We start from the raw sequence: 13,135 nt of genomic DNA on the forward strand, positions 1-13,135 counted from the left end.
CCACAGCTTTCTTTCTGACTATTGCTTCTGCGGACAAGGGAGTAGGTACATCCAGCACGGTCTCAACTGGCTTCCGTTGCCGATTGCATGCATTCCTGTTGTTGGTAGGAATAGGGAGAGAGAGACACAGATCATGGGGTTATAGAGATAGGGTTTTCTTTAAATAAGTTTCTCTAGTGCCTTCTTCTGAGATACCAGCCCAATGTCCGCGCCCATGTCCAGAAAGCCGCTAAGGCTCTTTCAACGAGTGGCAAAATCTCAAATGACATGCAAAAGTGAAACGACTGTATCTGCGCGGCGTCGAATTGGTCAACAAATAGCCACTCAGAAGACGCAGCGTATCTAGCTGGAAAGCTCCGATCCCCCGAAATCAGAGAAACACAACATAGTAGCTTTTCTTTGAGCTAAGTCTGTGCACAAAAGTGTATAGCTCAAAGAAAACTTTCCACAAATGACCTTTTCGCAGCTACATGAGCAACTTCGCCTGGAACTTCTGCGACGCATCGAGCGCGGAGTGCTCAGCGGCACGTTGCTGGCCCGTCAAACCGGGTTAAAGCATGCGCATATCTCCAATTTCCTTCACCGTAGGCGCCGTCTTAGCCTGGATGCGCTCGACCGCGTCCTATCCGCTCAATCCATCACTCTAGAAGAGCTTCTGGCGCAAGCACCAACCCGTCAGAGTCAGGCGCACAAGCATAGTGTTGCGTTAACAAGTCGCGTCGCGCTTGTATCTCAATCCGTAGCTATCTATGAATCGCAGATACGAACGAGTTCCATTTTGGAACTCGTTCAACTGCCCGCCGGATACCTTGATCATTTGCGCCCTAGGCGCTCCTCTGACCGAAAAGATTGGGAAAGATTCGTTGCGGTTCGAGTTAGTTACGTACAAGCAGAGCCAATGGGTCCCGTAATCGCTCCGCATGCCATTCTTGTCATCGATCGGCAATACAACTCGCTTGTTTCCCATCGGCCGCCAATGCCCAGCATCTATGCCATCCACCGCGGAAATACTATGCTCCTCCGCTACGCCACGCTTTACGGAAGCACTATTGTTCTCCGTCCTCAAAAGATGGAACATCCGATCGAACTGATCGAAATGAAACCTGAAGAATCCCTTGGCAACATCGTTGTGGGCCGCATTTGCGCCAGTATCTCCGAAGCCTAATGCACTCACGCCCGCTCGAATTTTGGTAGCATCGCGTCGGAGGGGTTGTTCATGGACCAGATAACGGCTTCGGCGAACGGTACGCGCCGGACTGAAGATATTGCTCTTGACCTGCTCAAATTTGTTGCTGCTACCACTGGTGCGGGTCGCACCGCTGCTTCCTCACCTGGATTTGTTGCTGCGAGCGCTTCAAAGCCAGAGGATCAGGTAACACACCTGTTGGAACTCTACATGCGCTGTCTGCGCGTTGTTGAAGGAAAGGGAGAAGCGCGTTAGCGCGCCATTTTGAGGGAATCAGCAACGCAAAACGTAGCAGTGTTCGGTGCGGGTGTGTTCGGCAGGAATCATCTGCGCGTCTATCGAACCTTGCAGGAATCGGATTTTCCGGTCAGGCTCGCTGCCATCGTGGAAAGTGACACGAGCCGGACCGCGTCGCTTGAGCAGGAATGGGGCCTGCCCGTCTACGGTTCAATCGACGCTTTTCTCAGCGATTGTGCGAGTGGCAACCTCCAGATAGACGCAGCTTCTGTATGTGTTCCCACGATCGGCCATTTCCAGGCGGCATCTGCACTCTTGGCTAACGGAATTGACGTGCTCGTCGAAAAACCGATTGCCGCATCTCTTGAGGAAGCAGGGCAGCTCACAGCTCTTGCCAATCAGCATCGACGTGTCCTGCAGATTGGGCATCTGGAGCGTTTCAATCCTGCGGTTGCGGCGGTTCGCGGTCTGCTAAATGGTCCGATGTTTTTTGAGGCGCACCGGCTCAGCGTCTTTAGCCCACGTTCGCTCGATGTAGACGTCGTTTTGGATCTGATGATTCACGACCTTGATATAGTCCTTACCTTTGCACAGTCTCCTGTCAGCCATGTGCATGCGGTTGGATTGCCCATACTCTCGCCGAAAGTCGATATCGCAAATGTCCGTGTCGAATTCGAGTCGGGCTGCGTCGCCAACTTTACCGCCAGCCGTGTCAGCACGGAACGAGTGCGCAAGCTGCGTTTTTTTCAACCACACCAATATGTGTCCATTGACTATGCAAGGCAGGACCTTCTCGTAATCAATGTGGAAGCCCGGGCAACGGCAAACTCTGGTGTTGTAGGAAATTCTTCCGGGCTCAGCATGCAGAAGCCTCAGGTAACGCAGGGCGAGCCCTTGCGCTTCGAGATTGAATCATTCCTGGAATGTGTTCGCAGTCGCCGTCGGCCAGTGGTTTCCGGAGAGGATGGACGCGAAGCATTGAAGGCTGCCTTGCAGATCAACGCAGCCATCGACGAACACGCCAGGCGCGCCAGACTGGATCGCTACACCGCTTAAAGCTTCTATTGCAGATTCTGTATCTGGGTTCCCTTCGGAATATCGAGCTGGAACTGGTCGTCTTTCAGCGTCTGGTTGACTGTCACCTTCTGAAAAGTAATGACGATTTGGTACTCCTCAAGCGGACGCTTGATCGTGATGCTGGTGGGAAAGCGGAAATCCCCGAAAGATTCGTATGGACCATAGATTGCTTGCGTTTGAATATTTCCCTCTTTGTCGTAGATGTCTTCTCCATTCGGAAGTAGATCTACCCGACTGACGTGAATCACGCGCACCGGAACAAGAATGTTTGAATCGCCGTTTTTCCGAAACACGCTGAGAACATATTCAGGTTCGAGTAGCAGCTGCTTCTTCGTGGGATCGAGTACAGTCTTTGTCTCCGTCGTCCTCGACAGCGATTCATCTGGTCCAATGCTGTGGATGAGCAAGGAATCGAAGAAAACATTCGGCCGCATATTTTCAAGCGGATTCGTCGAAGGTTTGCTGACTGCATTTGAGCCAACAATCGCCTTATTTTCATGCGGGATCAGTAGCTTGAAATTTGATCCGTCGCTGGCCAGGTCAAATGCGCGAGTATGCAGTACAGGGAGCAGGCCCAGGATTCGCAGCATCTCAGGCTTGCGCAGCAGAATGAAGCCACGAACCGACGTGTAGTCGGTTACCTTGCCCTTTTGCGCTCCGCCAACCGACGCTTGAAACTCCACAGTTGCGTTCAGCGACTGAATCGCATCGTACTGTTTGTTAATATTGCTGACCAATTGCTCCACATCAGCAGACTGGACAACGCTCGGCATTTTCGGTTGCGGAAGCTTTCGGGTATGGCTCAAGCAACCGGTCAACACCGGCAGGCACAGCGCCATCGCTTGAAACCAAAACTTTCGCATCGGGCCTTCACTATCAAGAACTGCCGCTACAACTCATCTAAATAACGCTCTCGTCGACTAACGCTGGCCTGCTGCGTGTTGCGCGCGACGATAAGCCTGAACATTTTGTTCATGTTCTTCCAATGTCTTTGCAAAACGGGAATGTCCCGCCGGATCGGTACTTGCAGCAACAAAATACAAAAATTGTGTCTGGGCTGGCTCCATTGCGGCTTTCAGCGATTCAATGCCAGGATTGCAGATCGGTCCAGGTGGCAGCCCCGAGTGCTTGTAGGTGTTATAGGGCGAATCGCCGTCAAGGTCGGATTGGTAAATGGTGCCTCTGTATTTTCCATCCAGCAGGTCGGCGTAAATCACGGAGGGGTCCGTCATGAGCGGCATACCCTTGGCGATGCGATTGGAGAATACGCTTGCTACCATTGGCCGCTCGCTTCCGATGGGTGTTTCTCGTTCGACGAGCGAAGCCATCGTCACCACGTTGTGATAGTTCTGGATTAGATCAATGCTTGCGGCCGTCTGGCGGAAGCGCTTCACCATCGCGGCAATTATCTGGTCGGGCGTTGACAGTCGTTGAAATTGATAGGTATCGGGAAAGAGGTAGCCTTCGACGCTCTGCGCGCCAGGATCCAAATCGGAGATCAACGCCACATTCCTCTTAACGGCCTCAAGAAACGCCTCTTTGCTGCCCAGCTGTGCGGCTTCAACCCTCTGCGCGATGTCAAAGATGTTGGCGCCTTCAGGAATCGTCAACGCCCGCGTATAGACATCGCCCCTTTCCAACCTCGCATACACTTCCGACATGCGCGCCGGATGATCAAAGCGATACTCGCCTGCTTTCAGTGTCCCACCCTTCACCGCCCGCATGATGTCAAAGGCATAACGACTCCGGATCAAACCGTGTGACTTCAGAAGGCGTGCAATTTGTGCCGAACTGGTACCGGGCGGAATTTCCAGAAACATCTCGCTATGAGGGCCCGCCGGAACGTAAAGCGCCAGTCCGGCACACAACAGAGCTGCAGTCACTGCAAGAAGTAGTAAACGTCGCAAATCCCACTTGACCTGTAATTTGTTTTGATTCCCATCCCTGATTGTATGATGCGACTCATTTTGCCTGCATTTGGCTCTCGGGTCTTGCGTAAGATGCTGCCATGGAGCACGATGGCGCACCGCGCCTTCTCGGTCTGGACGTAGGCAATCGGCATATTGGTGTTGCTGTTTCCGACGAGTTGGGGCTTACCGCGCAGCCGGTCCTGACCCTGGTTCGTAAGAAGCCTCGCGATGATTTGAGATCGTTGGCCAGGCTGGCCCGGAAATACGGCTGCCAGGAGATTGTCGTTGGCAATCCGCTTCACCTCTCCGGTGATCAAAGCCGTCAGGCCGAGAGAACGCAGGTCTTCGCCCAACTGCTCGCCGATGAAACGAAGCTTCCGGTGCATTTGTGGGATGAGCGCCTGACCACCACTGAAGCGCATCGCATTCTGTACGAGTCAGGCCGTCCGAGGGCAGAACACCGTGAGGTGGTCGACCAGGTCGCTGCGGTTATTATTCTGCAAGGCTTTCTCGACGCGCGTCGTCTGGGGCCCTAACCAGCGCCGAAGGCGTCCTTCGACTCCGCTCAGGACAGGCTACACTCGACGCCCACTCGTCGTCCCGTATAATAAAAGTTTGGCGGTTATCACTGGTCAGCCGTGGACGAGCGGCTCATGCCTATGAGCCGCAATGGATTATTGCATGCCCGAACACATCAAAAAGAAATTGCTGGAAGAGATCAAACAGCTCGAACATGAGCTTGCTCACGAGCTTCCCCTGGAAATCAAGAAAGCAGCCGCATTAGGGGATCTGAGCGAGAATGCCGAATACCACATGGCCAAACAGCGCCAGGTATTCGTGAATGCGCGCCTTGGGCAACTCAAGAAGCGCATGGGCGAGCTTGCCCTCGTTAACCTCGCAAATATTCCTCATGACCGCGTCGCTTTTGGCTCAACCATCGTCGTTTATGACACATCCAAGGATGAGGAGATCGAGTATAAGCTTGTCACAAGTGAGGAGTCGGATGTTAACCAAGGCCTGATATCGACCACCTCGCCTATCGGGCGCGCTTTAGTCGGCAAGCAGGTGGGCGATGTTGCGACGGTTGTAACTCCGAACGGCAAACGCGAGCTCGAAATCCTGAAACTTTCAACGATCCACGACGAAGCGGAATAACGCGGCATGAGTTCCAATAAGACCTGGACGAGCGCTTTTGGACGCGCATGCGGGGTGCTGCTGCAGGCCATTGTGAATGGCCTGGCGCTGACCCGCATCTCGCCCAACGTGCTCACCTTCATTGGGCTCATCATCAACACCGCTGCAGCGATCCTTTTCGGCTATGCCAACGAGCACAACTACGTACGCATGTTTCTCTATGCCGGACTGGTGATCATTGGCGCCGGCATCTTCGACATGGTCGACGGACGCGTCGCCCGCCAGACGCAACAAGTCACGGTCTTCGGCGCGTTTTTCGATTCGGTCATCGATCGCTACTCCGATGTAGTGCTCTTCTTCGGGCTGCTGGTCTTCTACGCTCGCGGCAACCGCTTTTTCTACGTGGTGCTGGCGGCGTTCGTAATGGTCACCTCGCTCATGGTGAGCTATACCCGCGCGCGCGCCGAAGCGCTGATCGGGCAGTGCAAGGTCGGCTTCATGGAACGGCCGGAGCGGATCGTTCTTATCATCCTCGGCGCGCTGTTTAACCGCTGGGGGGCGATGGCGCCTGTGCTCTGGGTGCTGGCCGCGCTCTCGACGATTACCGTGATCCACCGCATCAGCTACACCTACCAGATGACCAAGCATCTGGCTCCGGTTCCGGAAACGCCGCCGCTCACCTACAAGCGGGAGCCGGTGGAGGCGACACCCGAGTTGCACTCGGCTCCCACTGCTCCTCCCGTCTGACCTCGCGAGAAAAGTACCTCTACAAAAACACCTCCGAGGATACTTCCGCTTCCACAAGTGTTGACATCAAAGTTAACGCTATGATGCGGCGTCTACTCTCCCAGCTCCCTGTCGCTCTGTGCTTCTTTGCCTTTGGCGGTCTCTTTGTAACCGGCTCTGCGCGGGCCCAGACGGACGCTGCTGCCAGCCTCTATGGATCTTTCAGCGGCACGACGGCTGCGAATGGCACGGTGCAAAGCCCGTCGAACGCGGCGGGCGTGCTGCTGGAGTTGCGGCACATCTCCAACCCTTTGGTCGGCTATGAACTGAACTACTCTTTCAACCGGGCCAACCAGAACTACAACGACTTCGAAGAGATCAAGACGGCAGCGCACGAGGTGGGAGCGGACTGGTTCGTGTCCTTTCCGGTGCTGATGTTGAAGCCGTTCATTCTGGCGGGTGGGGGGATCATTTTCTTTCATCCCGACTCGGGACAGCCCGACAGCAAGAGTGACGCCAAGCCAGTCTTTGTGTACGGTGCCGGGGTGGACTGGACGGTGATTCCTCACATCGGGTTACGATTTCAATACCGCGGCAATCTGTATCACGCGCCGGACGTGTCGCATGCCTTCTCATCGACCAACGCGTTTACGCATACGGCGGAGCCGATGATCGGGGCTTATCTCAGGTTCTGACCCCTCCCCATGTTTTTGTAAATTCGTCCAAACACAGGCGGTTAAGGCGTTCATACTTGAGCAAGGTCTATCACGCACCAGAGCCGTATGATGCCTTTTTCTCGACCACTGAATTCACGCATACCTATGGGGGAATGATTGGGCTTTACCTCAGGTTCTGAGGGCCACCCTCCCCCCTATGTTTTTGTAAATTCGTCTAAAACAAGTGGTTAAGGGGATGTGCCAGAACCGGTGCACCTTCCTCTGCGATTTGCCTCTCTTATTTCAGGATAGCTGGTTTCGCTGGAAAATATGCCAGAGATCGTTGCAACGAATATCCTTCGAAATCAATCGCTGATGAAGAAAGTTTGGTTTGAGGGTCTTGACAGGCGGCGGCCATGGGGGTGGCCGCCGCCGAATGCGTCTCGCGCTATTGCTACTGCGCTGTGACGATGTCGTCGAGGACGTAGAGCTCGATCAGGGCCTGGGTTCTTAGCTTCTCGAAGTGTTCAAGAGTGGTACCGAATTCCATGTCGGGATGCACCTTTCTGAAGCGATCAAGAAACTGTGGATCGTCTGCGAATGCAGCATCCATGCTCGGGAAAATATCTACGGTCACCCCCTGGAACGGCAAATCGGGCCCAAAGGGCATTGCCCGAACATTCAGAGACCAGCCGTCTGACTTGCCCTCTTTCACCAGCGCGTCCGCGATGGGTTGCCATACTTTCTTCTCGTATGCGATCCAATCGTCAAAGTTGCCATCGGCGACTTTCATGTAATTGACCCGGAAGTAGTCGCCCTTCTTGGGTGCGCCAACGGTTGCCAGATTCTGGAATAGCGCCGTCGATACGAGTTTGGCGACCGCATCCCGGTGTTTGAGGTAATCATCCGGGGTAAAGGTCAGCCCCTCCTTTTTGATCGCAGCGTCGAGTTGTTCCATCCCCAAGGTATGCGGCGTTTTGGCGAAGAGGGAAATGCTGAGGTAATCGCACTCTGCGGATTCACCTCCTGGAAAGACGGGTCTCAGAAGATACCAGGCGGTGAGTTCACCGTCGCTCACGCGGCCTTGGGCGACTTTGTGAGAATCCTCTGTCAGGAACTTGTGAAGGGCGGCGGCACTGTCCGGCTTTACTTTGAAGCAGGCCACTGTGTGATAACCCGTGGATGGCTGCTGCGCATACGCAGGCAGAGTAGAGAATGCAAGTGCGATTGCTGCACCCAGAAATGTGCGGGCAAACGTGCGGGCGATTTTCATGGAACCTCACTTTCTTTGGCTCTCCGACCGGTCGAGCTGGTCAGCGGCTTCCAGAGCTGAAGTCAGGAGATGATTCCTGGGGGGAAGTGCCAAAAACAATACGGGAGACAAAGAATGGGCGCAATACTACCTTTGCAGTACGCTGCGGTGTCTGATGCCGCGTGTCCGCGATTCGCAGAATGTACCCTTTAGGCAGGGTGCTGGTTTTTTACGGCAGGAATCGCCCGCTACTCGGTAAACCACTCCCTGTGATAGCATCGTCAATCTCTGAAGACGCCCGGATTTTTGGGGCGCCTGCTGGCCCTGATGGATGCCGAGGACGGCAGATTCGGTGGAAGGCTGACGCCGTGTTCTTTCGTCAGCGAGACGCCGCAAGCGACGCCTGAACGACATCCCTGTCTCGAGCAATTCGAGAAAGAACAGGCACCTGACCTGAGTGCCTTTAATCGCGGAGTCCTGATGCCCCGGGCTAAAGCCCGGGGCAGTCATCCGGGGTTTGCAAGTAAGGCAGCCACCATCCATTCCCGCGCTTCTCCTTGATTCCCACACAATCTGTTGACCGGTCTTTCGCTAGCCGGTTCGTTTACGGACCGAATTTTTTGCTGGCTGACTTCACTTACATCAAAGAAGGAGTTCACGATGAAAACGTATCAAGGAAGTGAGATTCGAAACGTAGCTGTAGTAGGGCATGCGCACAGCGGGAAGACAACGCTCGTCTCCGCTCTGCTGCATGCCGCCAAGATGACGCCAAAAATGGGGCGCGTGGAAGATGGCAGCGCCATGACCGCCTATGACGAGGAAGATGTCGCTCGGCGAACCACCATGCTGAACGCCGTGGCGTATGCCGAATGGAACGGAGTGAAGGTCAATTTCATTGATACCCCTGGCTTCCATATGTTCGTGCACGAAGCGCGAGCGGCGATGATGCCGGTGGAGGCTGCGCTGGTGGTGGTGAACGCCGCGAACGGGCCGGAGGCGATGACCGATCGCGTCTGGAAATTCGCCGATGAGTTCAACCTGCCGCGCGTGGTGGTAATGAACCAGATGGACCATCCGCGAGCCAATCTGGACAAGACGCTGGAAGCGATGCGCGAGCGCTATGGAAGGCACCTGATCCCGGTGCAGTTGCCGATTGTGAATGACAAGGGCTTTCAGGGTGTCGTGGACCTGGTGACGATGGAGGCGTTTTTCTATACGCCCGACGGCGATGGCCACGGCAAGATCGGCGATATTCCGGCCAACATGGCGGAAGAAGCCAAGGCGGCTCACGAGACGCTCGTAGAACTGGTCGCAGAGGGCAAGGACGAGTTGATGGAGGAGTTCTTTGCCCAGGGCACGATTCCGGAGCAGCACCTGATTACGGCGCTGCATGAAGCGATCCGGGAAGACCGTATTTTCCCAGTGCTCTTCGCCAGCGGCGGCACAAATGTGGCGACCGATCACCTGCTCGATTTCCTAAAAGTGTATGCGCCTGCTCCAGTTGAGCGTGCTCCCGTGGCCGCAAGGGCCGTTCTACAGGCTGTGGCTGCGCACGGCAATGGTGAGGTAAGCGAGAGACAGCCTGAGATCGTGATGCGTGCTGTCGATGACAAGGAGCCGATCTCGCTCTATGTGTTTAAGACCATGACCGATCCGTTCGCCGGGCGCATTTCCTTCTTCAAGGTCTTTTCCGGCGTACTGAAGAACGACGCAGGCGTCTGCAATTATTCGCGCAAGGGGTCGGAGAAATTTGCTCATTTATCAGTTATGCAGGGTCATTCGGCCGTGCCGGTTTCGGATCTGCATGCCGGCGACATCGGCGCGGTGGCCAAGCTGCGCGATACGTTTACCGGCGACACGCTGGGCGAGAAGGGGCACGATATTTTCTTCGAACCAGTGGGCATGCCGGAAGCGGCGATGACCTATGCGATTGAGCCGAAGACACGCGCCGATGAGGACAAACTGGCTCCTGCGGTGCACAAGCTGATGGAGGAGGACCTGCTGGTTCGCTTCTACCGCGATCCGCAGACGAGCGAATTTCTGATTGCGGGAGCGGGGCAGCCGCATATTGAATCGCTGGTGTCAAAGCTGCGCAAGCGGTACCACACCGAAGTGACGCTGAAGGCGCCCAAAGTGCCGTATCGCGAGACGATTCGCGGGCGCGCTGAAGCTCAGGGGCGGCACAAGAAACAGACTGGAGGCCATGGGCAGTATGGCGACTGCAAGATCAAGATGGAGCCGCTGCCGCGCGGATCGGGCTTCGAGTTTGAGAATGACATTTTCGGGGGTGCGATTCCGCGGCAGTATGTGCCGGCCGTCGAAAAGGGCATTCAGGAGTCGGCTGCGCGGGGATTTTTAGCGGGCTACCCGGTCGTCGATTTCAAGGTGACGGTCTTTGACGGCAGTTATCACGATGTCGATTCAAACGAACTGTCCTTCAAGCTGGCGGGGCGGATCGCTTTCCGCAAGTGCATGGAGCAGGCGAAGCCTGTGCTGCTGGAGCCGGTGATGCGGGTTGAGATCGAGGCTCCGGAGGAGTTTGCCGGGGCGCTGATGGGCGACCTGAACCAGCGTCGCGGGCGCGTGCAGGGCATGGAGAGCACCAATTCCGGCACGACGATTCGCGCTGAGGTTCCCATGGCGGAGATGCTGACCTACGGGCAGAGCCTGACGGCGATGACCCAGGGGCGGGGCAGTTTCCACATGGAGATGGACCACTATGATGTTGTCCCGCAGGTGCAGGCGGACAAGATTATAGCGAATGCCAAGAAACCGGTGGAGGAGGAAGAGGAATAGCGGCAAATGCTCGACTGATTTTGCGATTGGGCCAGTCTGGGACTGGCCTGATTTTTTTGTGCTGCCGGGAAAATGATGGAAATAGGTCCATCCCCTGCTCATAACCCATTTGGAATGAGGGTATTTGTAAATCTCTTGAAGGATGGGCATTCCACGAAGAGACAATCGCGCCAAGTCGAGTATTTTGGCAACCTTCGGCGGGTTTCGTAATCTAAAATTCTGAGCCAAGAGATTGAATTCAGGAAAGTTGAATCGTAGATGAAGTTGCGCACTCTGATCGTGCCGGTTCTGGTGGGCTGGATGGGAATAGGTTGTGCGCTGGGGCAGAGCAATCCGAATAATTCGGCAACCAACCCGTACTACGGGAGCGTGCAAGTTGCGCCTGCGACGCCGGAGGTGAAGCAGCTCTCGATTGATGACGCGATCCTGATGGGGATTCAGAACAACCTGGCGCTGACGGAAGCGCGCCAGAATCAGCAGACGGCGCAGGCGCAAGCCTCGCAGACGTTGAACTTGCTGTTGCCGAATCTGTATGTGTCCGGCGGGACTGGTCTGCACCAGTACAACCTGGAGGCAGAGGGATTTCGCGGCGGCTTGCTGGGCGAGTTCAGCAGCCTGCTTCCGCCATCGGAGATAGAAAATTTCAAATTTGTCGTGAAGGTCGATGTTACGGAGGGACATGCGAACCTGTCGCAGACCCTCTTTAACTGGGCGGGCTGGGATCTGTATCGCGCGATGAAAACCGGCGCCAAGGCGGCGTATTACAGTGCGCAATCGACGCGTGGGCTGGTGGTGCTGAATGTGGGCACGACGTATCTGCAGGCGATTGCAGACAGGGCGCAGCTCGACTACGCGGAATCATTGCTCAAGACCGACGAGACACTGCTCAGCCAGGCAGTTGCGGAGCACCAGGCGGGGACGGCGGCCAATCTCGATGAACTGCGGGCGCGGGTTGAGTACCAGACGCAGCAGCAGGCTGTGATCAATGCCGAGAACACGCTGCAGAAGGATGAAATTACGCTCAAACGGCAGATCGGGATGGATCCAGGGCAGAAGATTCAGCTCACGGATGCGGCGCCATTTGCGGATCTTTCCAAGATGAGCATTGAGGATGCGAAGCGTGAGGCTTATTCCAGTCGGCAGGATTATCAGGCTCTCATACAGAACCTTCGCATGGCGGAGTTGGAGCGCAAGGCGGCAACGCATGAGCGCTTCCCGACGGTGAACTTTAAAGGGAATTATGGTGTTTCGGGGATTTCCGGCGGACCTTACCATGGGGTGTTCGAGGCGGCAGGCACGATAGAGGTTCCAATCTTTCAAGAGGCGAAGTTTCGCGGCGACCATGACGTCGCCGAGGCGCAGCTGGAGAACTATCGCTCCCAGATGGCGGACCTGAGGAACAAGATTGACCAGCAGTTGCGGGACAGCCTTCTCGATCTACAGACGGCTTCCGATCTGGTGAACGTGGCGCGGAGCAATGTGGACCTGTCGACGACGGCGTTGGAGCAGAGCACAGACCGTTTCCAGGCTGGAGTGGATGACAATTTGCCGGTGGTGCAGGCGCAGTCGACTCTGGCGCAGGCTCAGTCGCAGTATGTGAACAGCGTGCGCCAGTTCAACCAGGCGAAGCTAGGGCTGGCGCGCAACCTTGGCATTGTCGATACGCAATACAAAACGTACCTGCAGGGGGGTACGCCGCCAGACGTGAAAACCAATCCCACGGCCCAGCCGCAAGGGGGAAGGTAACAATTTTCTTGGTTACCTGACGAATCTGATAGACTGGATAGGCGTTAGAACTGAACGGGCAAGAGCAGTCCTCGCCCAGCAGCAAGAACTTGCCAGTAGTGGATCCGATTTGTTCCAGCGCAATTCAAATTAGGAAATAGCATCACATGGAACAAGGAACAGTGAAGTGGTTTAACGACGCAAAAGGGTTCGGCTTCATCTCGCGCCAGAATGGTGAAGATGTCTTCGTGCACTACTCAGCCATTAACTCAAATGGCTTCAAGAGTCTGCAAGAAGGTCAGGCCGTACAGTTCAACGTCGTTAAGGGGCCGAAGGGCTGGCAGGCAGCGGACGTTCAGCCGCTCTAAGACGCAGACAATCTAGACGGATCATAAGAGGCGAGCTTTCGGGTTCGCCTCTTATGCTTTTTGACGGT

13 protein-coding genes are annotated in these 13,135 nt (G+C 55.4%); 10 read left to right on the forward strand and 3 right to left on the reverse strand.

Annotated features, from left to right (window positions below):
* Positions 1-451 precede the first annotated feature (451 nt).
* The 3 genes from H7849_RS21565 to H7849_RS21575 are packed head-to-tail and all read left to right on the forward strand — an operon-like array spanning position 452 to position 2,479.
* Positions 452-1,165 carry a helix-turn-helix domain-containing protein gene (locus H7849_RS21565; protein WP_186742439.1) on the forward strand — a complete coding sequence of 238 codons (714 nt, stop codon included), beginning with the start codon at positions 452-454 and terminating at the stop codon, positions 1,163-1,165.
* A 51-nt stretch (positions 1,166-1,216) separates the two neighbouring features.
* Positions 1,217-1,441: a hypothetical protein gene (locus tag H7849_RS21570; RefSeq protein ID WP_186742440.1), complete on the forward strand. Its 225-nt coding sequence runs from the start codon at positions 1,217-1,219 to the stop codon at positions 1,439-1,441.
* A 9-nt stretch (positions 1,442-1,450) separates the two neighbouring features.
* Positions 1,451-2,479 carry a Gfo/Idh/MocA family protein gene (locus H7849_RS21575; protein ID WP_186742441.1) on the forward strand — a complete coding sequence of 343 codons (1,029 nt, stop codon included), beginning with the start codon at positions 1,451-1,453 and terminating at the stop codon, positions 2,477-2,479.
* A 5-nt stretch (positions 2,480-2,484) separates the two neighbouring features.
* On the opposite strand, the gene H7849_RS21580 is transcribed toward H7849_RS21575, so the two are convergent.
* Both H7849_RS21580 and mltG read right to left on the reverse strand, forming a co-directional pair.
* Positions 2,485-3,363, reverse strand: coding sequence for a LolA family protein (locus H7849_RS21580; RefSeq protein ID WP_186742442.1), 879 nt, complete (start codon positions 3,361-3,363; stop codon positions 2,485-2,487).
* 57 nt (positions 3,364-3,420) lie between these two features.
* A complete protein-coding gene (gene mltG, locus H7849_RS21585) occupies positions 3,421-4,407 on the reverse strand; it encodes an endolytic transglycosylase MltG (protein ID WP_251106395.1) in 987 nt (328 codons plus the stop codon).
* A 101-nt stretch (positions 4,408-4,508) separates the two neighbouring features.
* Here mltG and ruvX point away from each other — a divergent pair, with 101 nt between their 5' ends.
* From ruvX to H7849_RS21605, 4 genes are all read left to right on the forward strand, one after another.
* Positions 4,509-4,946: a Holliday junction resolvase RuvX gene (gene ruvX / locus H7849_RS21590; RefSeq protein ID WP_186742443.1), complete on the forward strand. Its 438-nt coding sequence runs from the start codon at positions 4,509-4,511 to the stop codon at positions 4,944-4,946.
* Between the two features lie 145 nt (positions 4,947-5,091).
* Complete coding sequence (locus H7849_RS21595; protein WP_186742444.1) at positions 5,092-5,565, forward strand: GreA/GreB family elongation factor; 474 nt, start codon at positions 5,092-5,094, stop codon at positions 5,563-5,565.
* Between the two features lie 6 nt (positions 5,566-5,571).
* Entirely contained in the window at positions 5,572-6,291 is a 720-nt protein-coding gene (locus H7849_RS21600; protein WP_251106396.1) for a CDP-alcohol phosphatidyltransferase family protein, read from the forward strand.
* 80 nt (positions 6,292-6,371) lie between these two features.
* Positions 6,372-6,965: an outer membrane beta-barrel protein gene (locus H7849_RS21605; protein WP_186742445.1), complete on the forward strand. Its 594-nt coding sequence runs from the start codon at positions 6,372-6,374 to the stop codon at positions 6,963-6,965.
* Positions 6,966-7,380: 415 nt separating this feature from the next.
* Here the strand turns inward: H7849_RS21605 and H7849_RS21610 are convergent, their stop codons facing one another.
* A complete protein-coding gene (locus H7849_RS21610; protein ID WP_186742447.1) occupies positions 7,381-8,199 on the reverse strand; it encodes a hypothetical protein in 819 nt (272 codons plus the stop codon).
* Between the two features lie 639 nt (positions 8,200-8,838).
* Here H7849_RS21610 and fusA point away from each other — a divergent pair.
* The 3 genes from fusA to H7849_RS21625 all read left to right on the forward strand — a co-directional run bounded on the left by fusA (position 8,839) and on the right by H7849_RS21625 (position 13,067).
* Complete coding sequence (gene fusA, locus H7849_RS21615; RefSeq protein WP_186742448.1) at positions 8,839-10,974, forward strand: elongation factor G; 2,136 nt, start codon at positions 8,839-8,841, stop codon at positions 10,972-10,974.
* A gap of 258 nt (positions 10,975-11,232) precedes the next feature.
* The gene (locus H7849_RS21620) at positions 11,233-12,720 is read left to right on the forward strand and encodes a TolC family protein (RefSeq protein WP_186742449.1); all 1,488 of its coding nucleotides are present in this window, start codon (positions 11,233-11,235) and stop codon (positions 12,718-12,720) included.
* A gap of 146 nt (positions 12,721-12,866) precedes the next feature.
* Positions 12,867-13,067 (forward strand): cold-shock protein, encoded by a 201-nt coding sequence (locus H7849_RS21625; RefSeq protein WP_117300112.1) that lies wholly within the window; start codon positions 12,867-12,869, stop codon positions 13,065-13,067.
* Positions 13,068-13,135 lie beyond the last annotated feature (68 nt).

The sequence above is a fragment of the Alloacidobacterium dinghuense genome (genome assembly GCF_014274465.1).
In the GTDB taxonomy this organism is placed as follows: Bacteria; Acidobacteriota; Terriglobia; order Terriglobales; family Acidobacteriaceae; genus Alloacidobacterium; species Alloacidobacterium dinghuense.